The organism is Kribbella sp. CCNWLW201 (genome assembly GCF_037203805.1).
Classification (GTDB): domain Bacteria; phylum Actinomycetota; class Actinomycetes; order Propionibacteriales; family Kribbellaceae; genus Kribbella.
On sequence record NZ_JBBCBQ010000005.1, the window covers coordinates 145,937 to 169,063 of the forward strand.

Annotated in this window: 23 protein-coding genes; 14 read left to right on the top strand and 9 right to left on the bottom strand. The window is 68.9% G+C overall.

What is annotated here, in order from left to right; genetic code table 11:
- Positions 1-23: 23 nt before the first annotated feature.
- Together V9K99_RS22510 and typA are read right to left on the bottom strand one after the other, a co-directional pair.
- The gene (locus V9K99_RS22510; protein ID WP_337012737.1) at positions 24-587 is read right to left on the bottom strand and encodes a L,D-transpeptidase; all 564 of its coding nucleotides are present in this window, start codon (positions 585-587) and stop codon (positions 24-26) included.
- Between the two features lie 216 nt (positions 588-803).
- Positions 804-2,666 (bottom strand): translational GTPase TypA, encoded by a 1,863-nt coding sequence (gene typA, locus V9K99_RS22515; RefSeq protein ID WP_337012735.1) that lies wholly within the window; start codon positions 2,664-2,666, stop codon positions 804-806.
- A gap of 280 nt (positions 2,667-2,946) precedes the next feature.
- On the opposite strand from typA, the gene V9K99_RS22520 reads away from it, so the two are divergent.
- From V9K99_RS22520 to V9K99_RS22530, 3 genes are read left to right on the top strand one after another with little or no spacing between them, the layout of a single operon-like run.
- A complete protein-coding gene (locus tag V9K99_RS22520; RefSeq protein ID WP_337012733.1) occupies positions 2,947-3,618 on the top strand; it encodes a TetR/AcrR family transcriptional regulator in 672 nt (223 codons plus the stop codon).
- A 40-nt stretch (positions 3,619-3,658) separates the two neighbouring features.
- A complete protein-coding gene (locus V9K99_RS22525) occupies positions 3,659-4,132 on the top strand; it encodes a hypothetical protein (protein WP_337012731.1) in 474 nt (157 codons plus the stop codon).
- Complete coding sequence (locus V9K99_RS22530) at positions 4,129-4,260, top strand: hypothetical protein (RefSeq protein WP_337012729.1); 132 nt, start codon at positions 4,129-4,131, stop codon at positions 4,258-4,260. Before V9K99_RS22525 ends, V9K99_RS22530 begins: the two co-directional genes overlap by 4 nt.
- Here V9K99_RS22530 and V9K99_RS22535 read toward each other — a convergent pair.
- Entirely contained in the window at positions 4,254-5,003 is a 750-nt protein-coding gene (locus tag V9K99_RS22535; protein ID WP_337012727.1) for an SDR family oxidoreductase, read from the bottom strand. The two genes, V9K99_RS22530 and V9K99_RS22535, sit on opposite strands and share 7 nt — an antisense overlap.
- Before the next feature lie 85 nt (positions 5,004-5,088).
- Between V9K99_RS22535 and V9K99_RS22540 the strand changes: the two genes are divergently transcribed.
- From V9K99_RS22540 to V9K99_RS22555, 4 genes are all read left to right on the top strand, one after another.
- Positions 5,089-6,018 carry a hypothetical protein gene (locus V9K99_RS22540; protein WP_337012725.1) on the top strand — a complete coding sequence of 310 codons (930 nt, stop codon included), beginning with the start codon at positions 5,089-5,091 and terminating at the stop codon, positions 6,016-6,018.
- 89 nt (positions 6,019-6,107) lie between these two features.
- Complete coding sequence (gene mshA / locus V9K99_RS22545) at positions 6,108-7,358, top strand: D-inositol-3-phosphate glycosyltransferase (RefSeq protein WP_442914778.1); 1,251 nt, start codon at positions 6,108-6,110, stop codon at positions 7,356-7,358.
- Positions 7,355-7,843 (top strand): YbjN domain-containing protein, encoded by a 489-nt coding sequence (locus V9K99_RS22550; RefSeq protein ID WP_337012722.1) that lies wholly within the window; start codon positions 7,355-7,357, stop codon positions 7,841-7,843. Before mshA ends, V9K99_RS22550 begins: the two co-directional genes overlap by 4 nt.
- Before the next feature lie 10 nt (positions 7,844-7,853).
- Positions 7,854-8,600 (top strand): phosphoglyceromutase, encoded by a 747-nt coding sequence (locus tag V9K99_RS22555; RefSeq protein ID WP_337012720.1) that lies wholly within the window; start codon positions 7,854-7,856, stop codon positions 8,598-8,600.
- 215 nt (positions 8,601-8,815) lie between these two features.
- Here the strand turns inward: V9K99_RS22555 and V9K99_RS22560 are convergent, their stop codons facing one another.
- Together V9K99_RS22560 and phoU are read right to left on the bottom strand one after the other, a co-directional pair.
- The gene (locus V9K99_RS22560; RefSeq protein WP_337012718.1) at positions 8,816-9,049 is read right to left on the bottom strand and encodes a hypothetical protein; all 234 of its coding nucleotides are present in this window, start codon (positions 9,047-9,049) and stop codon (positions 8,816-8,818) included.
- Positions 9,050-9,181: 132 nt separating this feature from the next.
- A complete protein-coding gene (phoU, locus tag V9K99_RS22565; RefSeq protein WP_337006063.1) occupies positions 9,182-9,889 on the bottom strand; it encodes a phosphate signaling complex protein PhoU in 708 nt (235 codons plus the stop codon).
- A 208-nt stretch (positions 9,890-10,097) separates the two neighbouring features.
- Between phoU and V9K99_RS22570 the strand changes: the two genes are divergently transcribed.
- The 3 genes from V9K99_RS22570 to V9K99_RS22580 all read left to right on the top strand — a co-directional run bounded on the left by V9K99_RS22570 (position 10,098) and on the right by V9K99_RS22580 (position 13,151).
- On the top strand, positions 10,098-11,312 hold the full coding sequence (locus V9K99_RS22570; RefSeq protein WP_337006065.1) for a sensor histidine kinase: 1,215 nt from the start codon (positions 10,098-10,100) through the stop codon (positions 11,310-11,312).
- Positions 11,309-11,986 carry a response regulator transcription factor gene (locus V9K99_RS22575; protein ID WP_337006067.1) on the top strand — a complete coding sequence of 226 codons (678 nt, stop codon included), beginning with the start codon at positions 11,309-11,311 and terminating at the stop codon, positions 11,984-11,986. Before V9K99_RS22570 ends, V9K99_RS22575 begins: the two co-directional genes overlap by 4 nt.
- A gap of 127 nt (positions 11,987-12,113) precedes the next feature.
- The gene (locus tag V9K99_RS22580) at positions 12,114-13,151 is read left to right on the top strand and encodes an iron-siderophore ABC transporter substrate-binding protein (protein ID WP_337006069.1); all 1,038 of its coding nucleotides are present in this window, start codon (positions 12,114-12,116) and stop codon (positions 13,149-13,151) included.
- Positions 13,152-13,333: 182 nt separating this feature from the next.
- On the opposite strand, the gene V9K99_RS22585 is transcribed toward V9K99_RS22580, so the two are convergent.
- Entirely contained in the window at positions 13,334-13,915 is a 582-nt protein-coding gene (locus V9K99_RS22585) for a hypothetical protein (protein WP_337006071.1), read from the bottom strand.
- A gap of 277 nt (positions 13,916-14,192) precedes the next feature.
- Between V9K99_RS22585 and V9K99_RS22590 the strand changes: the two genes are divergently transcribed.
- The 3 genes from V9K99_RS22590 to ispF are packed head-to-tail and all read left to right on the top strand — an operon-like array spanning position 14,193 to position 15,895.
- Entirely contained in the window at positions 14,193-14,678 is a 486-nt protein-coding gene (locus tag V9K99_RS22590; RefSeq protein ID WP_012918679.1) for a CarD family transcriptional regulator, read from the top strand.
- A gap of 54 nt (positions 14,679-14,732) precedes the next feature.
- Complete coding sequence (gene ispD / locus V9K99_RS22595) at positions 14,733-15,428, top strand: 2-C-methyl-D-erythritol 4-phosphate cytidylyltransferase (RefSeq protein ID WP_337006091.1); 696 nt, start codon at positions 14,733-14,735, stop codon at positions 15,426-15,428.
- A 56-nt stretch (positions 15,429-15,484) separates the two neighbouring features.
- The gene (ispF, locus tag V9K99_RS22600) at positions 15,485-15,895 is read left to right on the top strand and encodes a 2-C-methyl-D-erythritol 2,4-cyclodiphosphate synthase (protein WP_337006550.1); all 411 of its coding nucleotides are present in this window, start codon (positions 15,485-15,487) and stop codon (positions 15,893-15,895) included.
- Here the strand turns inward: ispF and V9K99_RS22605 are convergent.
- Positions 15,885-16,871: a nitrilase family protein gene (locus V9K99_RS22605; protein WP_337006093.1), complete on the bottom strand. Its 987-nt coding sequence runs from the start codon at positions 16,869-16,871 to the stop codon at positions 15,885-15,887. The genes ispF and V9K99_RS22605 overlap by 11 nt on opposite strands.
- Before the next feature lie 70 nt (positions 16,872-16,941).
- On the opposite strand from V9K99_RS22605, the gene V9K99_RS22610 reads away from it, so the two are divergent.
- Positions 16,942-17,805 carry a LysR family transcriptional regulator gene (locus tag V9K99_RS22610; RefSeq protein WP_337006095.1) on the top strand — a complete coding sequence of 288 codons (864 nt, stop codon included), beginning with the start codon at positions 16,942-16,944 and terminating at the stop codon, positions 17,803-17,805.
- Here the strand turns inward: V9K99_RS22610 and V9K99_RS22615 are convergent.
- Both V9K99_RS22615 and V9K99_RS22620 read right to left on the bottom strand, forming a co-directional pair.
- Positions 17,774-19,138, bottom strand: coding sequence for a M1 family metallopeptidase (locus V9K99_RS22615; RefSeq protein WP_337006097.1), 1,365 nt, complete (start codon positions 19,136-19,138; stop codon positions 17,774-17,776). The genes V9K99_RS22610 and V9K99_RS22615 overlap by 32 nt on opposite strands.
- A complete protein-coding gene (locus V9K99_RS22620; protein WP_337006099.1) occupies positions 19,126-23,052 on the bottom strand; it encodes a Pls/PosA family non-ribosomal peptide synthetase in 3,927 nt (1,308 codons plus the stop codon). The genes V9K99_RS22615 and V9K99_RS22620 overlap by 13 nt, the downstream gene beginning before the upstream one ends.
- Positions 23,053-23,127 lie beyond the last annotated feature (75 nt).

The window sequence follows — 23,127 nt, forward strand, 5'->3', positions numbered from 1 at the left end:
CTCTCCGGCCGCTGCGAAGCGGGTCAGGCGCTGTAGACGACGACCTTGTCGCCGATCTTCACCCGGGCGAAGATCCAGGCGATCTTCTTCTTGTCCCGGATGTTCGCGCAGCCGTGCGACGCGCCGTTGTAGCCGCGGGCCTTGAAGTCCGACGAGTAGTGGACCGCCTGGCCGCCGCTGAAGAACATCGCGTACGGCATCGGCGACTTGTACAGCGACGACACGTGGTTCTTCGACTTGCGGTAGACCTTGAAGACGCCGTTGCGGGTCGGCGTCTTACGGCCGCCGAACCGGGCGTCGGCGATCTGGATCGGCTTGCCGTTCACCAGGTACACCAGCTTGCGGGTGCGCTTGTTCAGGCACAGCACCCGGCCCTTCGTCATACAGCGCTTGTCGATCCGCAGCTTCCCCGGCACGACCGCGGTCGAACTCGCCGCCGCGGTCGCCGTCTGCGGCGCGACCACGACCTGGGGCGCAATCTTCGGTGCCAGCGTGGCGGCCTCGGCCGTCGTGGCGGCGGTCAGTGCGCCTACACCCACGAACGCGGCAGCCGTGACGGTGGCGCCGAGCTTACGCAGAATGCCCATGTTTCCTGTGTCCTTCCCCCAACTGAGTGCTTGCATCAAGTCAGACGTCAGTGCCTCACGTCTGGTTGGTAACGATCCGGAACATACTTCCCCCGCCACGGACCGAAGACTGGTGTATCACACCGATGTAGTTCACTTCGCGCCACAGGTGCGACCGTGTCCACTTCGTGCTCTTGACCCCGCAGCGGACGCTGCGGGGTGGGTGGTGGCGCCGGTTCAGCTCTTGTTCTTGCGGCCGAGTTTCGCGCGCTCGATCTGGGTCAGCGCGACCTTCCGCATCCGGACGGCGTCGGGCGTGACCTCGACGCACTCGTCCTCGCGGCAGAACTCCAGCGACTGCTCGAGCGACAGCTTGCGGGCCGGGACCAGCTTCTCGAACTCGTCGGCGTTCGACCGGACGTTGGTCATCTTCTTTTCCTTGGTGATGTTCACGTCCATGTCGTCGCTGCGCGAGTTCTCGCCGACGATCATGCCCTCGTACACCTCGGTGGTCGGCTCGACGAACAGCGTGCCGCGCTCTTGCAGGTTGATCATCGCGTACGACGTCGCCGCGCCGGCCCGGTCGGCCACCAGCGAACCGCTCGGCCGGGTCCGCAGCTCGCCGAACCACGGCTCGTAACCCTCGAACACGTGGTGCGCGATACCGGTACCGCGGGTGTCGGTGAGGAACTCGGTGCGGAACCCGATCAGGCCGCGGGCCGGGACCAGGAACTCCATCCGGACCCAGCCGGTGCCGTGGTTGGTCATCTGCTCCATCCGGCCCTTGCGGACCGCGAGCAGCTGGGTGACGGTGCCGAGGTACTCCTCCGGGCAGTCGATCGTCAGCCGCTCGACCGGCTCGTGCCGCTTGCCGTCGATCTCGCGGGTGACCACCTGCGGCTTGCCGACGGTCAGCTCGTAGCCCTCCCGGCGCATCTGCTCGACCAGGATGGCCAGCGCCAGCTCACCACGGCCCTGCACCTCCCAGGCGTCCGGCCGCTCGGTCGGCAGCACCTTGATCGACACGTTGCCGACGAGTTCCTTGTCCAGCCGGTCCTTGACCAGCCGGGCGGTGACCTTGGTGCCCTTGGCCCGGCCCGCCAGCGGCGAGGTGTTGGTACCGATCGTCATCGAGATGGCCGGCTCGTCCACGGTGATCAGCGGCAGCGGCTTCGGGTTCTCCGGGTCGGCCAGGGTGTCGCCGATCATGATCTCCGGGATTCCCGCGATCGCGCAGATGTCGCCCGGGCCGGCCGAGTCGCCGGGCACCCGCTCGAGCGCCTCGGTGATCAGCAGTTCGGTGATCTTGACCCGCTCGACGGAGCCGTCGTGCTTGCACCAGGCGACCTGGGCGCCCTTCTTCAGCGTGCCCTCGTGGACGCGGACCAGCGCGAGCCGGCCGAGGAACGGCGAGGCGTCCAGGTTGGTCACATGCGCCTGCAGCGGAGCGTCCTCGACGTACGTCGGGGCCGGCACGTTGTTCAGGATGGTCTCGAACAGCGGCTCGAGGTCCTCGGAGTCCGGCATCCCGCCGTCGGCCGGCTGGGTCAGCGACGCGCGGCCGGCCCGGGCGGAGGCGTACACGACCGGGAAGTCGAGCGCGCTCTGGTCCGCGTCGTGGTCGAGCAGGTCGAGGAACAGTTCGTACGTCTCGTCGACGACCTCGGCGATCCGGGCGTCCGGGCGGTCCACTTTGTTCACCACCAGGATCACCGGCATCTGCCGGGCTAGCGCCTTGCGCAGCACGAACCGGGTCTGCGGCAGCGGGCCCTCGGAGGCGTCCACCAGCAGCACGATCGCGTCCACCATCGACAGGCCGCGCTCGACCTCGCCGCCGAAGTCGGCGTGACCGGGGGTGTCGATGATGTTGATGGTCATCTGCTCGCCGTTGGCCATCTTGTGCCGGACGGCGGTGTTCTTGGCCAGGATCGTGATGCCCTTCTCACGTTCCAGGTCGCCGGAGTCCATCGCCCGCTCGTCCACGTGCTGATGCGCGCCGAAGGCGCCGGACTGCCACAGCATCGCGTCGACCAGGGTGGTCTTCCCGTGGTCGACGTGGGCCACGATGGCCACGTTGCGCAGGTCGTTACGGACAGGCATGGGGAAGCGCTCCAAGCAATCAGAAGGGTTTCAGGCGGTGGCTACGGCTGGTTCACGTGCCACTCGACACAGGGCGCAGCGTCCTCATCCTACCGGCGAGAGCTCTCCGCCGACGAATCCGGACATCCCTTTGACTTTGATTGACTGGACGTCCAGTCTATAGACGGGACGCCTGGGGAGGGGTCCGGAAACAACGGGGGGGTCCGCGCCCGGGAGTGCCGAGCATGATGTGGGGGGTTGCTCGGCCTCCGGGGCCACGACCAGCATCGGGGAAGGAACCGTGCCGCGTTCGGCCACCGCGAACCAGGAGCTGCGGGAACGCTCCCGTGAACGCATCCTCGCCGCCGCGCTCGAGGTCTTCGCCGCGAAGGGCTACGAGGCCGCGTCGATCTCCGAGATCACCGCCGCCGCGGGCGTCTCCCGCGGCCTGGTCTCCTACTACTTCGCCACCAAGGAGCAGTTGGCCGCCGAGCTGCTGGACCGCTGGCTCGACGGCATCACCGCGATCCTCACCCTGCAAGGCACCCCGGACGAACGCCTGGCCGGCATCATCGACGGAGCCCTGATGGCAGCCGCCACCACACTCCCGATCCAGCGCCTGGCCATCACGCTGATGATGCAGCCCACCACCCACGACGTCTTCGCCCAGGTGGAAGCCGACAAGAACACCCGCCTCGCCCAGGTCGAGGACGCCATCCGCGCCGTCTTCGCCGACCGCGGCGCCGCCGACCCGGCCGTCGAGGAAATGTTGCTCAGAGCAACCTTAGAAGGCGTCACCGTCAAACTCGCGATCTACCGCGACACCTTCCCACTCGAAGCAGTCCGCCGCCGCCTCTACACCGGCTACGCCCTCCCCGACCCACCCCACCCACTCCCGATCACCTCACCCCCAGTCCACCGCCTCCGCGCCAAGTCATACGACGTACGGCGTACAACCGATGCCGCCCACTGAGGGATGCCCGGCCCAAGCCGGGACGCCGGTGTTGGGAGGCATGGAAAAGACTGCGGTTTCCCGGAGAACGTTGTTGGGCGGCGCGCTCGGCGCGGCCGCGGTAGGTGGACTGAGGCTGCCCGGATACGCGGCCCCCGACAAGGTGTACTTCGCCGGGGTCGAGTACTACGCGACGCGGCAGCTCTCGTACGACGCCATCGAGCGGTACGTCGCCCGTCACGCGCCCGACCGGTTGGCGGAACTCCGCCGGAGCCTGGTGCCGATTCGTCCGAACACGACGGACATGGGCAAGTACGTCCGGTGGTACTGGAAGGAGGTCGAGGACAAAGCGCCGTACATCAGCAAAGCGCGGGCGGTCTACGCGTTGGTCCGTGATCTGCCCGACCAGGTCGTCGTACATAATGCACGGCAGATCGACCGGACTGGTTCGAGTACCAGCTCCGTGCGGGCGGGACCGACGCCTTCAGTCTGGATCTCCGCAGGCCGGCCAACGGCGTCGTACGGGAGTGGTTGAACGGTACGGCGAAGGCGCGTGGGTATCCGGAGGCCGGGGCGACGTCGTGGATGACTGGCAGCAGTGTTGCCGAGTGGCTCGACGTACTGATCCACTGCCGCCATGTCACCGCGGTGCACCCCTACTGAACGCGGTGGACCTTGTGTTGGGCCGCCTGGGCACGGGGACGGACCGTGAGGCGGTCGATGTTCACGTGCGACGGGCGGGTGGCGATCCAGGCGACGATGTCGGCGATGTCGTCGGAGGTGAGCGGCTCGGCGACACCGGCGTACACGGCGTCGGCCTTCGCCTGGTCGCCGTCGAACCGGGTCAGCGCGAAGCCCTCGCTGCGCACCATGCCCGGGGCGATCTCGCAGACCCGGACCGGCTGGTCGTACAGCTCCAGCCGGAGGGTGTCGACGACGGCCTTGGCGGCATGCTTGGCGGCGACGTACCCGCCGCCGCCCTCGTAGGCGACCTGGCCGGCGGTCGAGCCCATCACGATGATCGTGCCGCGCCCGGCGATCAGGGCCGGGAGCAACGACTTCGTGACGGCCGCGACGCCGATCACGTTCACCTCGTACATCTGCCGCCAGGCCTCCAGGTCCGCCTCGGCGACCGGCTCGAAGCCGAACGCGCCGCCGGCGTTGTTCACCAGCAGGTCCAGCCGGTCGCCGACCGCCGCGGTCAGCGCGGCGACGTCGTCGGCCGACGTCACGTCGCACTGCACCGCCCGGCCGTCGATCTCCTTGGCCAGCGCCTCGATCCGGTCCAGCCGGCGGGCCGCGCAGATCACCTCGAACCCCTCGCGGGCCAGGTGCCGCGCTGATGCGGCTCCGATCCCGCTGCTCGCTCCGGTCACGACGGCAAGAGGACGCGCATTCGAAGTCATGCCTCCGAGTCTCCCAGCCCGGTTGCCATCAGCGGGAACCAGTCCGCACAGTAGAACGTCGAGGTTTTCGGGGAGGGGGCGAGCGATGGACACTGAACCTGACGACGCAGGGTCGCCTGATGCTGACCGGATCGTGCTCTTCTCGCCCGACGTACCGAAGGCGGCCCGGGCGCTGCTGACCGAACATCAGGATGTCCTGATCCCCGCGAGCGCGCCGAAACAGGACGTCGTCGGGCGGCAGCCGGTCGGCGAGACGATCGGTGGTCTGGTCTTCTTCGCCGCGATCGAGTTCGGCCTCTGGCTGGCCCTGCGCTGGCTGCTGTACGTGATCTTTCCCGACGGCCTGGCTGTCTGGCTGAGCGGTGGCGCGGCGGTGCTCGGCGTTCTGCTGTTCATCGCCGGGATCGCTGCGATGACGGACGAGTCCAGGGCTCGCTCGGTCGCCCGCAAGCACCAGGGCAAGTATCTGCTGGCCGAGGACTGGGACGAGGACGCCACCGCGCTGATGCGGCGGGCGCAGCGCGCGGTCGACGCGATCCAGGACTCCGAGGTGAACAAGCAGGGCCTGCTCGACGCGGCCAAGAACGACGTGGTCCTGCCCGAACAGCTGTGGGACATCGGCCGCGTCCTCCAGCAACTGTCGTCGCTGCGCACCCGGCAGGCCGACATCGAGCAGGAACTGCAGTCCGCCCGCCTGGAAGCGGTCCTCCACCCGCAGCGCCAGGCCCTCGAACTGTCGGCGACCGCGATGGAGACGAAGGTCGCCAAGCTGGAGCAGTACGCCGACCAGGTCCGCGAGGCCGACGCCGTACTCAAGGTCGAGACCGTGCTGGAGGGTGCGCTCCAGGATCGCGATCGGTACGTCGAACTCCTGTCCAGCACCGAGGTCGCCGGCCACAGCGGCCTGATCGAGGAGCTCAGCAAGGAGACCGCGGACCTCCGCGCGGCCCTGTCACGCAGAGTCGCAGCCGCCGTCGAAACCGGCCAGACCCTCGCTCTGCCCAAGAACGATTAGGGAGAAGTCCCGATTTCCGTCGGTGCGGCCGGAGTTACGCTGACGAGGTGACCGTTCCCACCGCAGACCGTCCTCTCCGGCGGGTCGCGATGATCAGCCTGCACACGTCGCCGCTGGATCTGCCGGGTACCGGAGATGCCGGTGGGATGAACGTCTACGTGGTCGAGCTGTCGAAGCGTCTCGCCGACCTGGGGATCGAGGTCGACGTGTTCACCCGGGCGACCTCGTCGGCCCTGCCCACCCGCGTCGAACTGATGCCCGGCGTGATGGTCCGCAACGTCGCGGCCGGTCCGTACGAAGGCCTGACCAAGAACGAGTTGCCGGCGCAGCTGTGCACTTTCGCTCGCGCGGTCCTGCGGGCCGAGGCGATCCACGAGCCCGGGCACTACGACGTGATCCACTCGCACTACTGGCTGTCCGGCCAGGTCGGCCTGCTCGCCCGCGACCGCTGGGCCGTCCCGCTGGTCCACACCATGCACACGATGGCCAAGGTGAAGAACGCCAGCCTCGCGGACGACGACGTACCCGAACCGCCCGCTCGGCTGATCGGCGAGGAACAGGTGGTCGAGGCCGCCGACCGGCTGCTTGCCAACACCGAGGACGAGGCCAACGAGCTGATCACCTTGTACGGCGCTCATCCCGCGAAGGTCGGTGTGGTCAACCCGGGCGTCGATCTGGACATGTTCAGCCCCGGTGACCAGGCGGCGGCCCGGCGGTCGATCGGGTTGCCCGAGGATGCCGTCGTACTGGCGTTCGTCGGGCGGATCCAGCCGCTGAAGGCGCCGGACCTGCTGATCCGGGCGGCCGCGCGGATGCTCGAGCGGGATCCGTCGTTGCGGTCGCGGCTCGTGGTCGCGGTGATCGGCGGACCGTCCGGGAACGGCATGGAGCATCCCGAGTCGCATGCGGAGCTGGCCCGGGCTTTGGGCGTCGACGACGTGACCCGGTTCGTCAAGCCGATGGAGCGATCGGCGCTGGCGGACTGGTACCGATCCGCGTCGGTCGTCTGCGTACCGTCGTACTCGGAATCCTTCGGGCTGGTCGCGCTGGAGGCGCAGGCCTGCGGTACGCCGGTGGTCGCGGCGGCTGTCGGCGGGCTGACGACCGCGGTCGCGAACGGGCAGACCGGGCTGCTGGTGCCCGGGCACGGGGTCGACGACTTCGCCGACGCGCTGACCCGGATCGCGACGGATCCGCTCACCCGCGAGACCATGGGCCGGGCGGCGGTCAAGCACGCGCAGGGGTTCGGCTGGGAGCTGACCGCGCGCAAGACGCTGGCCGCGTACCGGATCGCGGCGGAGACGATGGCGGCCGAGCTGGCCACGGAGGTAGCTGGATGAGAGTGTCGGCCGCGGATGTCATCCGCCAGGTCCTGAAGGAGAACGACCTCGAGTTCACCGAGAGTGAGGAGGGCGCGTTCGCCGCGGACCTGCCGGGGGAGCGGAAGCTGAAGACGACGGTCACGTTGACGGTCGGCCCGCAGGCGGTCCACGTGCACGCGTTCGTCGCCCGGCAGCCGGACGAGAACCACGAGGCCGTCTATCGCTGGCTGCTGGAGCGGAACCTGAAGATGTACGGCGTCGCGTTCGCCGTCGACCACCTGGGTGACATCCACCTGGACGGCCGGGTCCCGCTGCACGCGATCACCCCGACCGAGGTGGACCGGCTGCTCGGCGCGGTGCTCGAGTACGCCGACTCGTCGTTCAACACGATCCTGGAGCTCGGCTTCGCCTCGTCCATCCGCAAGGAGTACGAGTGGCGGATCGCTCGCGGTGAGTCGACCCGGAATCTGGACGCTTTCAAGGGCTGGCTGGAGCCCCAGTAGGCTTGCTGCCATGACCTATCGCCTGATCCTGCTCCGCCACGGCCACAGCGACTGGAACGCCAAGAACCTGTTCACCGGCTGGGTCGACGTCGACCTGAACGCCCAGGGCGTCGAGGAGGCGCACCGCGGCGGTCAGCTGCTGCTCGAGCGCGAACTGCTGCCCGACGTCCTGCACACCTCGGTGCTGCGCCGCGCCATCCGGACCGCCAACATCGCGCTCGAGGAGGCCGGGCGCCAGTGGATCGACGTACGGCGGTCCTGGCGGCTGAACGAGCGCCACTACGGCGGGCTGCAGGGCAAGGACAAGAAGCAGACCCTGGAGGAGCTCGGCGAGGAGCAGTTCATGCTGTTCCGCCGTTCCTACGACACCCCGCCGCCGCCGATCGAGCGCGGCTCGGAGTACGACCAGGCCGGCGACCCGCGGTACGCCGGGCTCCCGTCGGAGCTGCTGCCGTCGACCGAGTGCCTGAAGGACGTCGTCGAGCGGATGCTGCCCTACTGGTACGACGCCATCGTGCCGGACCTGCGGGACGGCAAGACCGTCCTGGTCACCGCCCACGGCAACTCGCTGCGGGCCCTGGTCAAGCACCTGGACAACCTGGACGAGGCGACCATCGTCGGCCTGAACATCCCGACCGGCATCCCGCTGTACTACGAGCTCGACGAGGACTTCAACCCCGTCACCCCCGGCGGCGAGTACCTCGACCCCACCGCCGCCAAAGAAGCCATCGAAGCCGTCAAGAACCAGGGCCGCTAAGGCCGCGCCTCCGCCGCGGCTGCCTTATTGCCCGGCTTCGCCGGGTGCGCAGGCCGTGGTCACGAGTCGGCGCACTCGGCGGCAAGCACCGTGAAGACTGGCTCGGCGACCGAGCACGCCACCGAGGACGTCAAGATCCAGGGCCGCTGAAGGTCGGCAGTGCTGGGTCAGCCGTCAAGAGCCAGGGACGCTGATCGGCAGTGATGGGTCGGCCGTCAGGAGCCAGGGGTGTTGAGCTCGTCGAGGTTCAGGGTGCGCAGGTGGTCGCGTTGGGCACGTAGCTCGGGGCTCTGCTCGACGACCTGAGGGTTCTCGTCGAGTAGAGCGAGCTGGGCCCGCTGCAGGGTTCGCAGGTGCTGCTCCACCGCATCCAGATGTGCAAGCACCTCGGCACCGTTCAACGCTGACACATCGGTGCTCACCAGCCGGTCGGTCACTGATTCGTCCATGCCCGAAGGTACCGCTTGCCCACTCAGCTCGGGGGTTGCCCACTGAGAATCTCAGTGGGCAACCCCCGACCGCAGTAGGCAAGGAGCCCTCGACAACCTGATGGTTGCCGAGGGCTCCTTGTGTGGCTGGGGTCAGTTGCCGTTGGGGTTCGGGGCGGAGGCGCCGGCGCCGGAGCCTGCTGCCGTACCGCCGACGGCGACCGGGAGTTCGCCGGTGACCAGGTAGACGACCCGGCGGGCCATCGAGACGGCGTGGTCGGAGATGCGCTCGTAGTACCGGCCGAGCAGGGCGATGTCGACCGCGACCTCGACGCCGTGCGGCCAGGAGTCGTCCATCATCAGCCGGAACTGGTTGGTCCGCAGCTTGTCCATCTCGTCGTCGGTGGCCTCCAGCCGGCCGGCCGCCTCGACGTCGCGGGACTTGATCACGTCACCGGCGGCGTCGACCATCTTGCCGGCCACCGAGCCCATCTCCTCGATGACGTTGTGCAGCTCGTCCGGGATGGCCGGCGACGGGTAGCGCATCCGGGCGATCTTGGACACGTGCGCGGCCAGGTCGCCCATCCGCTCCAGGTCCGCGACCATCCGCAGCGCGGCGACCAGCATCCGCAGCTCGTTGGCGACCGGCGACTGCCGCGCCATCAGCTCGAACACCTTGTCCTCGACGCCCTCGCCGGCCGCGTCCAGCTGGATGTCGGCCGCGATGACCTCCTCCGCCTTCCGGATGTCGGCTTCCAGCAGCGCCGCCGTCGAGCGTCGTACGGCGGTGGACACCGTCCGGGTCATCCGCTCCAGCTCGGCGAGGATGTCGTCGAGCTGCTCGTGGTAGCTGTCACGCATTGTGTTCGTTTCCGATCTGTGGTGTCCGGTGCCGCGGGTGGGCGGAGCGGCAGGCACCCGCCTGGTACCCGCCCAACGGTGACCGTATGCCGCCGAGGTTGCCGGATGGCGACGAGTGGTGAACGCCTGATGAACAGTTAGGTCGTCCCCCGGTCATCCGGTGATCATTCTGTCTTTCCCTGCTGGTTGCCCGCGTAGCATCGTTGCCGTGGACCCCACGCTGGCTGCGGTGCTGGGCGGCGTCATCGGCGCGGCCCTGGCCCTGCTTTCGCTCGGTGCGATGATGCTCAGCGAGCGGGCTCAGCACAAGATCCCGGAGTCTCCGGACCCGATCGTCCCCACCGGCGTCGCCACCGTTCTGTCGGTACTGCGTTCGTCCGCAGTGGTGATGGGTCCCGAGGACCAGGTGCTGCAGGCCAGCGCCCCGGCGCACGTGCTCGGCATCGTCCGGGGCGAGCGGCTGGTGGTCGAGGACCTGCTGACCATGGTCCGGGCGGTCCGCCGGGACGGAGAGATCCGCCAGCAGGACCTGGAGATCGTCCGCGGCCGGCTCGGTGCCACGCAGTACGTGAGTGCCCGGGTGGCGCCGCTGGGCAGCCAGTTGGTGCTCGTCCTGGTCGAGGACCGGACCCGGGAACGCCGCCTGGAGGCGATCCGGCGGGACTTCACCGTCAACGTCAGCCACGAGCTGAAGACCCCGATCGGGGCGCTGATCCTGCTCGCCGACGCGGTCTCGGAGGCATCCGACGACCCGGAGGCGGTGCAGCGCTTCTCCGGCCGGATGCGGGTCGAGGCGTCCCGGCTGAGCCGGCTGGTGAAGGAGATCATCGAGCTGTCCCGGCTGCAGGGCGACGACCCGCTGGAGAACCCCGGCCCGGTCGACATCAACGGCGTCATCGACGCCGCGGTGGACCGCTGCCGGGTGGATGCCGAGGACCGTGACATCAAGATCGTGGTGAAGACCGAGCCGGACCTGGAAGTGATGGGCAGCGAGGACCAGTTGGCCATCGCGATCGGGAACCTGGTCGAGAACGCGGTCAACTACAGCCCCGACGGCACCCGGGTGGCGGTCGCCGCGCACCCGATCGGCGACCTGGTCGAGGTGACCGTCAGCGACCAGGGCGTCGGGATCCCGAGCAGCGACCTGGAACGGATCTTCGAGCGGTTCTACCGGGTCGACCGGGCCCGGAGCCGTGAAACCGGTGGTACCGGTCTCGGCCTCTCCATCGTCAAGCACATCGCGTCCATCCACGGGGGCGATGTGCGGGTCTGGAGCGTCGAGGGCCAGGGCTCCACCTTCACCGTGAGACTCCCGCTGCGGCTCGAACCCGCCGCGGGTCAGACCGACTCCTCCAGCCAGGAGGAGCCGGCCATCTACCTGGCGCCTACCCCGTCAGACAGAACCAAGGAGGCAGCTTCGTGACCCGAGTGCTGGTCGTCGAAGACGAAGAGAGCTACAGCGACGCGTTGTCGTACGTGCTGCGCAAGGAAGGGTTCGAGGTCGCCGTCGCGGAGACCGGGCCGGACGCGCTGGACGAGTACGACCGGGCCGGTGCGGACATCGTCCTGCTCGACCTGATGCTGCCGGGTCTGTCCGGCACGGAGGTGTGCCGGGCACTGCGCAGCCGGGGCAACGTCCCGGTGATCATCGTCAGCGCCAAGGACACCGAGGTCGACAAGGTGGTCGGCCTCGAACTGGGCGCCGACGACTACGTGACCAAGCCCTACAGCCCCCGGGAGCTGCTCGCCCGCATCCGCGCCGTACTGCGGCGTGGACAGGACGTGGAACTCCTGCCGGACACGCTGGAGGCCGGGCCGGTCCGGATGGACGTGGAGCGGCACGTGGTGACCGTGTCCGGGACCGAGATCCGGCTCCCGCTGAAGGAGTTCGAGCTGCTCGAGATGCTGCTGCGCAACACCGGCCGGGTGCTCACCCGGGGGCAGCTGATCGACCGGATCTGGGGTGCCGACTACGTGGGCGACACCAAGACCCTCGACGTACACGTGAAGCGGTTGCGGTCCAAGCTGGAGAAGGACCCGTCGAATCCGCAGCACCTCGTCACGGTGCGTGGCCTCGGGTACAAGTTCGACTCCTGAAACGATGGACGGCCGGGCTCTCGCCGCCCGGTCCGAGTCCTGAGTCACATCCTCCCAGGCTGCACAGGCCTTGGTGGTTAGCTTAGGCTCTCCTTAGTTGAGGCAATTCATCGCTAAGGAGAGTCCCATGTCCTGGTCCCGTTCCCGGGCGGCCCTGCGGCCGGCCCGAACCGCCGCGCTGGCCGTCGCCACCGTCCTGGTCGCGACCACGCTCGCCGCGTGCGGCAGCGACGCCGGCGAGCAGAGCAGCGGCTCTGCCGGTACGGCGGCCGCCGGGTTCCCGGTCACGTTGAAGAACACGTTCGGCGAGACCACCATCACCAAGAAGCCGGAGCGCATCGTCACGCTCGGCTGGAACGCCCAGGACGTGGTCTACGCACTCGGTGAGACGCCGGTCGGGATGCCGAAGGTGACCTACGGCCCGACCGCGGCCGGTACGACGGCGTGGGACGCAGACAAGTTCGACGCCTCGAAGACCGAGCTGCTGGACACCAGCGACAAGTTCCCGTTCGAGAAGATCGCGGCGCTGAAGCCGGACGTCATCCTGGCCCCGTACGAGGGCTTCGACGCGGCCACCTACAAGACGCTGTCGGACATCGCGCCGACCGTCGCCTACCCGGGCGCCCCGTGGCAGACCACCTGGCAGGACCAGACCCTGCTGGTCGGTGAGGCGCTGGGCAAGAAGGCCGAGGCCGAGAAGCTGATCGCGGGCATCAACGACAAGATCAAGCAGGTCGCCAGCGAGCACCCCGAGTTCAAGGGCAAGACGATCTCGGTCGGCTCGTTCGGCGCCGACAACTACGCCTACATGCCGACCGACCCGCGGGTGCAGATCCTGAACGAGATGGGCTTCGTGAACGCCCCTGGCGTGGAGAAGCTGCAGGCCGGCAACACGAAGAAGGAGTTCGCGGTCACCGTCAGCAAGGAGAAGGTGTCCGACCTGGATGCCGACGTGGTGGTCGCCTACATCGACGGGCTGGGGGCGCAGAAGTTCAATGCCGACCCGGTCTACTCGTCACTCACCGCGGTGAAGCGGGGCAGTGCCTACGTGATGGAGGACCAGCAGGTCATCTCCGGGATGAGCGCCGTCAGCGTGCTGAGCGTCCCGTGGGTGCTGGACAAGATCATCCCCGGCCTGTCCAAGGCCGCCCAAGCCGCGGGCTGACCTTCAACACCCGCCCGGTACGGCGACCGATCCGTCGTACCGGGCGTCATACCGTCCGTCGGGACCTCGGCCACAGGTCCCGCCGGTACGACGAACGGGCCGTCCCGCGCCGGGCCGGCCCGTTCGGTGTGTTCCTGGCCTGGTACGGCGGTCAGCGTCGTACCAGGCGCGGTTCGGGCCGCTCAGCCGTGGCCGCCGCCCTCGCCGTCGGCGCGGGGGGTCGGGGAGTAGTGGTCCTCGGTCAGGACCGGGACGTAGGCGGTGATCGGGGCGGCCTGGCCGAAGGTGATCACCACGTTGATCATCTGGCCCGGCTTACCGCCGGTGACCGTGATCGGCTCGCCCGGAGCCTCGCCGCTCTCGGTCTCCTCGCCCTTGCTGGGCGGCAGCAGCGTCGAGCTCCCGGCCTTCAGGTCCAGGGTCTTCACGCCACCGAACGTGACCTCGGTCGGCTGGTCGCCGCCGGCCTGGCCGTCCGGAGTCCCGGCCGGGGCCTGCGCGATGCCGACCAGCGTGTCGTCGGATCCGCCGTTGTTGACGATCACGGCATGCAGCTCGCCCTTGCCGTCCTCGGAGGCGAGTACCAGCACGTTGCGGACCGCGATCGAGCCGGAGTCGGCGTTGGTGCCCTCGGCCGGCTGGTAGTGCTGCAGCGTCTGGGCGTTGAAGTTCGCGCCACAGGCCGACAGCGCGATACTCAGGGTGGCGGCGGCACCCGCCAGCGCGGTGCGCCGGACGGACCGCGAGGACAACGTGATCGGCACTGGAAATCCCTCTCCTGCAAAGCTGTTCGACGCCGTCAGGCAGCGGCCTCCGGCGCGTCACAGCGTAGCTCTCGCACCCGCCGGACGGGACGGCGGGATGGCCATCACGCATTGTCGCGACGGTGTCCCGGGCAACCAACCAGGCGCGATTCACGCGCGCACAAGGCACGGCTGAGAGCGTTTGTCAAGCCGGGAAATGGCCTCTGACCAGCGCAAACGTCCCGGCCGGACCATGTGCCACGTGGTAGGATGGAGCTTGGAAAGGGGCACGTGACATATGACTTTCACAGTCGGCGAGACGGTTGTTTACCCCAATCACGGTGCGGCCGTCATCGAGGACATCGAGACCCGTCAGATCAAAGGTGAGGACAAGACCTATCTGGTCTTGAGGATCGTCGCTCAGAACGACCTGGTCGTCCGGGTCCCCGCGTGCAACCTCGATCTTGTCGGCGTGCGTGACGTCGTGGATCAGGCTGGCCTGGAGCGCGTCTTCGACGTGCTGCGTGCACCGCACACGGAGGAGCCGACCAACTGGTCGCGACGGTACAAGGCGAACCTCGAGAAGCTGCACTCGGGTGACGTAATGAAGGTGGCAGAGGTCGTCCGCGACCTGTGGCGCCGTGAGCGTGACCGCGGTCTCTCCGCCGGTGAGAAGCGGATGCTGGCGAAGGCTCGCCAGATCCTGGTCTCCGAGCTGGCCCTGGCCGAACACACCAACGAGGACAAGGCGGAAGCCATCCTCGACGAGGTTCTCGCTTCCTGACTCCGGTCGGACCGAGCCGAAGTACGTGATCCTGCCGTCCTGCGTGGGCTCTAGATGAGCACCGCGGCCATCATCCCGGCGGCCGGGCTCGGACTGCGGCTCGGTGGTGAGACACCCAAAGCATTTCGAGAGGTCGGTGGCGAATCGCTGCTGGTCCACGCCGTACGTGGACTGCTGGCAGCGACCGCCGCCGACCTCGCCTGTTTTGTGGTCGCCGTCCCGGCCGGCACCGAGGACGCGGTCCAGAAGGAACTCGAGCCGTACGCCGGGAACGCTCGGCTGCTCGTGGTCGCGGGTGGCGCCGAGCGGGCCGACTCGGTCCGGGCGGCTCTGGAGCTGGTCCCGGTGGACGGGATCGACTGCATCCTCGTCCACGATGCGGCTCGCGCGTTCGTCCCGGCGCCTGTCGTCGAGCGGGTCGTCGCAGCGGTCCGCGGAGGTGCGTCAGCCGTCGTACCGGCTGTGCCTGTCACGGACACGATCAAGCGGGTCTCGGCGGCTGGTGAGGTCGTGGACACGCCCGACCGGTCGACGTTGGTCGCCGTACAGACTCCACAGGGGTTCGATCCCGCCGTACTGCGTCGTGCGCATGCCGCTGGTGGCGCTGGGGCGACGGATGACGCGATGCTGTGTGAGCGGCTTGGGGTGACCGTGCTGACGGTCGAGGGGTCCGAGGACGCGTTCAAGGTGACGCGGCCGCGGGACCTGCTGCTGGCCGAGGCGTTGCTGGCGGACAGGAGGCTGATGTGAAGGTCCCACGGATCGGCAACGGCGTGGACGTACACCCGCTGGAGGAAGGCCGCCCGATGTGGCTGGCCGGCCTGCACTGGCCGGAGGAGACCTCCGGGTTGGCAGGGCACTCTGACGGTGACGCGGCCGCGCACGCGATCTGCACCGCGCTGTTGAGTGCGGCCCGGCTGGGAGATCTGGGGTCGAACTTCGGTACGGCCGAGCCGGAATGGGCCGGCGCATCAGGGATCGCTTTGCTGGCTGAGGCCGCGCGGCGGGTCCGGGCGGCCGGTTTCGAGATCGGCAATGTCTCGGTCCAGATCGTCTGCAACCGCCCGCGGATCGGCCCTCGTCGGGAAGAGGCCGAGAAGGTGCTCAGCGCCGGCTGCGACGCCGAGGTCTCGGTCAGCGCGGCGACGACCGACGGCCTGGGGTTCACCGGCCGGGGCGAGGGCATCGCGGCCATCGCCACCGCGCTCATTTACTGACTCTGACCGGGTCGGTCGAGAAGCGGGCTGCCCTCGGGTCCAGCTCGTCCCCGGTTCGCTGCGTGAGTACGCCGTACAGCTCGGGGCGACGGCCGCGGAGCCAGCGGCGGCCTGTTGCCAACGGCACCAGGTCGAGGTCGAGGTCGGCGATCACCACGGACTCGGCCGGCACCGGGGTCTCCGCGACGATCCGGCCGTACGGATCGAAGATCATCGCGTTGCCGGTGCGGACCTCGTCGTCGTCCCGGCCGACACCGTTGCTGAACAGCACGAACAGGCCGTTGTCGTGGGCCCGGGACGGCAGCCATCGCATCAGCCAGCCGCGTCCGTTCGGACCGTTGAAGGCTTCCTCGATCGCGGCTTGGTCGCCGCTCTCCCAGATCTCGAGCGGGATCGGCTTCATCCCGTGCGGACTGCGGGAGTTGGTCCCGCCGGTCTGGTGTGGCGCGAGCAGGACGGTTGCCCCGAGCAACGCGGTGATCCGGACGTTCTCCACCAGATTGTTGTCCCAGCAGATCAGCACCCCGGCCCGGAACCCCCAGGGCGTGTCGAACACCGTGTACGACGATCCGCTCGCGATCGCCTCGTGTTCGAACGCGTGCAGCTTCCGGTGCACGTGGACGTCCCCGGTCGGCAGGCAGACGGCGTACGAGTTGAACAGTGAGGCCGTGTCTGATGGTTCCGCGCCGTCGGCACTCTCCAGGAAGCCGACGCCGATCCCCGCGTCGAGCTCCTTGGCCAGGGCAAGGACCCGCCCGACCAGCGGTCCGTCCACGGGCGTGGCCAGCTCGTGCAGCCGCTCGGCGGTCTGCCGGCGGAGGTGCCAGTAGCCGAGCAGGCACATCTCCGGAAACGCGACCAGCCGGGCGCCGCCCGCGACCGCCTGCCGGGCCAGCCGATCGACGGTGGCGAGATTGGCCGAGGGCTGGTCCGGGACGGCCTCGAACTGGACGACCGCGCTGCGAAAGAGGTTCATACGTCCATCGAAACGCCGAACGTTCTATGACGTCCAATAGTTGTTTGATCAGATTCCATATCGTGGGGTTATGGATCTCCGATTGCTCCGGGCGTTCGTCACGGTCGCCCGGCTACGCAACTTCGGGGCCGCGGCCGCGGAGCTGTCGACCAGCCAGCCCGCGCTGACCAAGCAGATCCAGGTCCTGGAGCGTCGGGTCGGTTCGGTGCTGTTCAGCCGGGGCCGGCACGGCGCCCGGCTGACGCCGGCTGGTGAACTGTTGCTTCCTGACGCTCTGGAGTTGCTCGACCGGTCCGAGGCGTTCGATCGGCGCGCGGCTCAGGTTGCAGCGGGTAGCGAAGGATCGCTGGCGGTCGGGTTCGGGCTGTCCGGGATCGAGTTGGCGCCACGGGCGGTCGCGCTGTTCCGCAGCCGCTGGCCTGGTGTCTCGGTGTCCCTCGACGACATGTCGTCGGCGGTCCAGTGCGAACGTCTGCTCGCGGGCAGCCTGCAGATCGGCTTCGTCCGGCTGCCCGTGCCCGCCGGTCTCGAACACCTACGGTTACGGCGGGACCGGCTGGCCCTCGCGGTCCCGTTGGCCCTCGAGGTACCGCGTTCCCTCGGCGCCTGGCTCGACGATCGGCCGCTCGTCCGTCTCACACCGTCACGAGGGCCTGGCCTGACCGCCCAGATCAACGGCCTGTACGCCGAACTCGGTTGCCACCCCGCCGTACTTCAGGAGGCCGCCGACCTCCAGACCGTGCTGGCTTTGGTTGCCGCCGGCGCCGGTCCGGCCGTCGTACCGCAGTCTGCCGAACGCATCGCACCACCCGAGCTCCGCCTGATCCCGCTGCCCGGCCGAGCCGCGTCGTGGTGGATCGGCGCGACTTGGGCCACCCGGACCCCGCTCACCGAACGCTTCGTCAAGGCCGCAGCCGAGGTCGCCCGTTCCTGATCGCCGGCAGGTCCGTCGACTCCAGCCACTGGGCGAACAGATGGCGTACGGCGCCCTCGTCCGGGCCGAACGAGACAGCCAGGGCGACGAAATCGTCCGTCGTCACCGAGCCATGGCGGTGGGACTTGGTCCACGTCCGCAGCAGCTCGAAGAACGCGTCGTCGCCGAGGTGCTGACGCAGTACGTGCAGGGTGATCGCGCCGCGTTTGTAGAGCCGGTCGTCGAACATGAGCTCCGGACCCGGGTCCGACAGCAGCAGGTCCTGCGGCAGGCTCTTCAGCCGCGTGTGTGCCTTCGACACCTGCTGCGTCGCCGTCAGGCCGCCCGACGCCTCGGACCACAGCCACTCGGCGTAACAGGCGAACCCTTCGTTGAGCCAGATGTGCTGCCAGCTCGACGGCGTCAGACTGTTGCCGAACCACTGGTGCGCCAGCTCGTGCGCGACCAGCCGCTCGGATCCGCGCCGGCCGTCGAGATGGTTGCTGCCGAAGACCGAGATGCCCTGGGCCTCCAGCGGGATCTCCAGCGGGTCGTCCGTGACCACGACCGTGTAGGCGCCGAACGGATACGGCCCGAACTGCTTGCAGAACAGCTTCATCATGTCCTGCTGCCGACCGAGATCCACCTTCGCGTTGCGGATCAGCGATGCCGGCAGCACGGCCCGGGTCGTCACCGGTGAATCGGCCAGCTCGACAGCGTCGTACCGGCCGATCTGGACAGTCGCCAGGTACGTCGCCATCGGCGCGGCCTGGTCGAAGACCCAGGTGGTCCGACTCGCCTTCACCCGCCGTGACACCAGCCGTCCGTTGGCGACCACCTGGTACGGCGAATCGGTGGTGACCGTGATCCGGTAGTGGGCCTTGTCCCCGGGGTGGTCGTTGCACGGGAACCAGGTCGCCGCGCCACTCGGCTGGCTGGCGACGATCACACCCTCGGTGAGCTCCTCCCAGCCCAGCTCACCCCACGGACTGTCCTCGGGCTTCGGGCTGCCGCCGTACTGGATGTCCACGGTGAACTCGGCGCCGTCCATGATGTTCGCCGAGATGTGCAGCTTCCCGGCGCGGTGGACGTAGCGCTGCGGCCGGCGGCCGTTGACCGACACCTTGGACACCCGCAGTCCGGACAGGTCGAAGCTGATCCGGGACAGGGCCTGAGTGGCCACTGCGGTGATCGTTGCCTTGCCGGTCAGCCGGTTGCTGCTGACGCGGTAGTCGAGGTCGAGCTCGTACGACTCGACGTGGTAGCCGCCGTTGCCGTGGGAGGGCACATAGGGGTCGCCGGCGGTCGCAGCGCCGGGTTGCCCGTTGTTGCGGGCAACCATCAGCTCTGCCAAGGAGCGATCGGGTTTCCGGCCCAGCGCGTCCCGGCAGGTACACCTTCACCACGCATCACGAGAGACACCGGCCCGATGGTAGCTCCTGCTCCCACACTGGCGGCCGGCAGGACGATGCCGTGGGGCCCGAGGGTCGCTCCTGGCCCGAAGGTGACTGTACTCATGGAGAGAACTCGATCATGAAAAAGGTGCGTCTGCAGCACGCAACCGCGATTCACCGTGGCCCCGTCGCCGAGGGTGACCAGATCGGCCTCGGGCAACCAGTACGTCTCGCACCAGACACCCTTGCCGATCTTGGCTCCGAGTGTCCGCAGCCAGAGCGCGAGGACCGGCGTACCGGCGGCGGCGTTCGCGAACCACGGCGCCGCGACCAGTTCGACGAAGCTGTCGACCACCTCGTTGCGCCAGACGAACGAGCTCCACAGCGGGTACTCGACCGCGCGGGTCTTGCCCACGATGACCCACTTCGCGACTGTCGCCATCCCGCCCGCGACCGCACCGGCGGCGAGGATCACCGCACCGGACAGCAGCACCGTCAGCCACGGCCCGAGCCAGACATCGAGCGCCTGCAACGCGAACAGAACACCGAGCGCGATCACCACCGTGCACATCATCGGCACGAACCGGCACAGCTCGACCAGGGCCCGGGCGACCTTGAGCCGGCGCGGTGGGTTGAACGTCCGGCTCTGATCGCCTTCGACAGCCTGGCGCCGGAGCTTCACGGGTGGCGATCCGAGCCACGACGTACCGGCCTTCGACTTCTTCGGCGCCGCGCTGAGCACCGCCACGAGGCCGTTCTTCGGCACACTTCGGCCTGGCGCCGTCATGCCGGAGTTGCCGAGGAACGCCCGCTTGCCCACCTTCGCTCCGGCCACGTGCAGCCAGCCGCCACCCAGCTCGTACGACGCGATCATCGTGTCGTCGGCCAGGAACGCGCCCTCACCGACCGTGGTCATCTTCGGCAGCAACAGCACCGTCGACGCCTCGACATCGCGGCCGATCTTCGCGCCGAGGGCCCGCAGCCACCACGGCGTCAGCAGGCTCGCGTACAGCGGGAACAGCAGCGTCCGGGCCGAGTCCAGCAGCCGCTCGGTCGCCCACACCTGCCAGCCGATCCGGCTCCGGACCGGATAGTGGCCGGGCTTGATCCCGATACCGAGCAGCCGTACGCCGATCAGCGTCAGCACAGCCAGCGTCACGAACCCGACCAGCGTCATCAGCGGTACGGCGGTCAGCGCCTTGAGCGCGGCGTCACCGAGGGTGTCCGTGCCTTGAAGTGCCTGACCCAGTACGACGATCGCGGCCGCGGCTGCGGCGACCGGAAGCAAGGACATCACCGCGGACTGAGCGCCGTACGCGAGAACCCACCACGGCGCACGGGCCGGCCGGTGATCGGGCCAGGGGCGCCTGGCGCGACCGACGCGGCTCGCGGGGGAGCCGGACCAGCGCTCGTTCGGCGGCACCTTGCCAGAGACGGCCGAGCCGGCGGCGATCTCGGCGTTCCGGCCGATCTCCGCACCGGGCAGCAGCGTGCTGCGGGAACCGATGACTGCCTCGGCGCCGATGGTCACTGGGCCGACGTGCAGGCGGTCGCCGTCGATCCAGTAGCCGGCCAGGTCCACCTCGGGTTCGATCGAGGCGCCGCGGCCCATCGTGAGCATCCCGGTGACCGGCGGGAGCGTGTGCAGGTCGACGCCGCGGCCGATCTTCGCGCCGAGAGCCCTTGCGTAGTAGGCGATCCAGGGTGCGCCGGCCAGGTTGGCCGCGCCGGCCGCGTCCGCGAGGTTCTCCGCCGCCCAGAGCCGGACGTGGACGCTGCCGCCTCTGGGATAGGTACCGGGTTTCAGGTTGTGCAGGAGGATGCGTGCGCCGACGACGGCGATACCCATCCGGCCGGCCGGGGTGATCAGGATCAGCCAGCCGGCCAGGATCCACCACCACGAGATGGTCCGCAGCCAGGGGAGCGGGCCGGCGAACTCGGCCAGCAGGTTGTTCAGCGTGAACAGGTAGACGAGCCATCGCACGCCGACGACCGTCTGCAGCACCAAGGTCAGCGCGGTCTGGAGGAGCTGCGTCGACTTCGGCGTCGGCCTGATCTCACGAAGCTCCACCGGCTCGGCCGTCACCGTGGACTCGTCCAGCCGATCGGCGAGTGCCCCGAGTCTCGGGTACTCGTAGATGTCCGCGACGGTCACATCCGGGTAGCGCTCGCGCAGCGCCGACACGAGTTGCGCGGCCGCGAGGCTGCCGCCGCCGTGCAGGAAGAAGTCGTTGTCCGTGCCGGTGACCGTGGCTCCGAGGACCTTCGTCCAACGCTCGGCGAGCCACCCCGCCGTCCCGTCGAGCTCGGCCGCGGGCCCGTCGCTGTCCATACCCTCGAGCGGCCACGGGAGCGCATTGCGATCCACCTTGCCTGAGGTCCTGGTCGGCAACGTGTCGACAATCGCCAGGAGCGGTACGAGTGCCGCGGGCAGGGCTTCGCGCAGGCGCTCAGTGGCCGCTTTCTGGTCGAACACGGTCGCGTCTTCTGGTACGACGTACCCGACAAGCAACTGATTACCGGCGGCACTGGCTCGGACCGCTGCAGCGGCGCCGGAGACGTTGGGTAATGCCTGCAGGGCGGCGTCGACCTCGCCGAGCTCGATCCGGCGGCCGCCGAGTTTGATCTGCTCGTCCGCACGCCCCTGGAAGATCAGGCCTTCTGGTTCGTAGCGGACCAGGTCGCCACTGCGGTACGCGCGCTCCCAGCCGAGGGACGGCATCGGGGCGAACTTCTCGGCATCCTTGGCCGGGTCGAGATAGCGAGCCAGCCCGACGCCGCCGATGATCAGCTCGCCGATCCCGCCCTCGTCGACTTCGTTGCCTTCAGCATCGACCACGGCGAGGTCCCAGCCGTCCAGCGGCAGCCCGATCCGGACCGGTCCCTCGCCGGTCAGCTGAGCGCCGCAGGCCACCACGGTCGCCTCGGTGGGGCCATACGTGTTCCAGACCTCGCGACCATCCGTGGCCAGTCGTTCCGCGAGCTCGGGCGGGCAGGCCTCGCCGCCGAAGATCAGCAGCCGCACCTGGTCGAGCGCGTCCGGCGGCCACAGCGCGGCGAGTGTGGGCACGGTGGAGACGATCGTGATTCCTTGCGCCACCAGCCAGGGGCCGAGGTCCATGCCGCTGCGGACGAGGGACCGGGGCGCCGGCACGAGGCACGCACCGTGACGCCAGGCCAGCCACATTTCCTCGCACGACGCGTCGAACGCGACCGAGAGCCCGGCCAGGACGCGGTCGTCGGGACCGATCGGCTCGGGCTGGAGGAACAGCCGTGCTTCCGCATCCACGAAGGCGGCCGCCGATCGGTGCGAGACCGCGACACCTTTGGGTACGCCGGTCGAGCCCGACGTGAAGATGATCCACGCGTCGTCGTCCGGCTCGGGGCCGTCTGCGCTCCGCGGCTCTGTCTGCGGTGCGTCCATGCGCGCCGAGTACGGGTAGTCGAAGTACCCGTCCGCGTTGTCGTTGTCCGGCGGCGGACCCGCTGGCGCTGCCCGGAGCAGGCTGAGCTCGAGGTCGTCGGTGACGATCGCGGCGACGTCGGCCTCACCGAACACCAGCTCGGCTCGCTCGTCGGGATCGTCCGCATCGACCGGCACATACGCCGCCCCGGCCTGCAGGGTGCCGAGGATCGCGACGTACAAATCATTGTGACCGGACGAGATCCGCACCCCGACCCGATCCCCCGGCCCGACCCCACCACCGGTCAGCCGCGAGGCGAACCTGCTCGTCTGCTCGAGCAGTTCCCGATAACTCAGACTCACACTGCCGTCATCAAGCGCCGGCTCATCGGCAAACTTCGCCGCCGTCTCCTCCAACACATCCACCAGCGTCCGCGCGGGTGGCGCCCACTCCCCGCGTCGCAACGTCACGCCCGGATGATACGCCCCCGAGTTAACGTCCCCCGAACTTCAAACAACCGTAAGACCCCCACACAGCGTCCACGT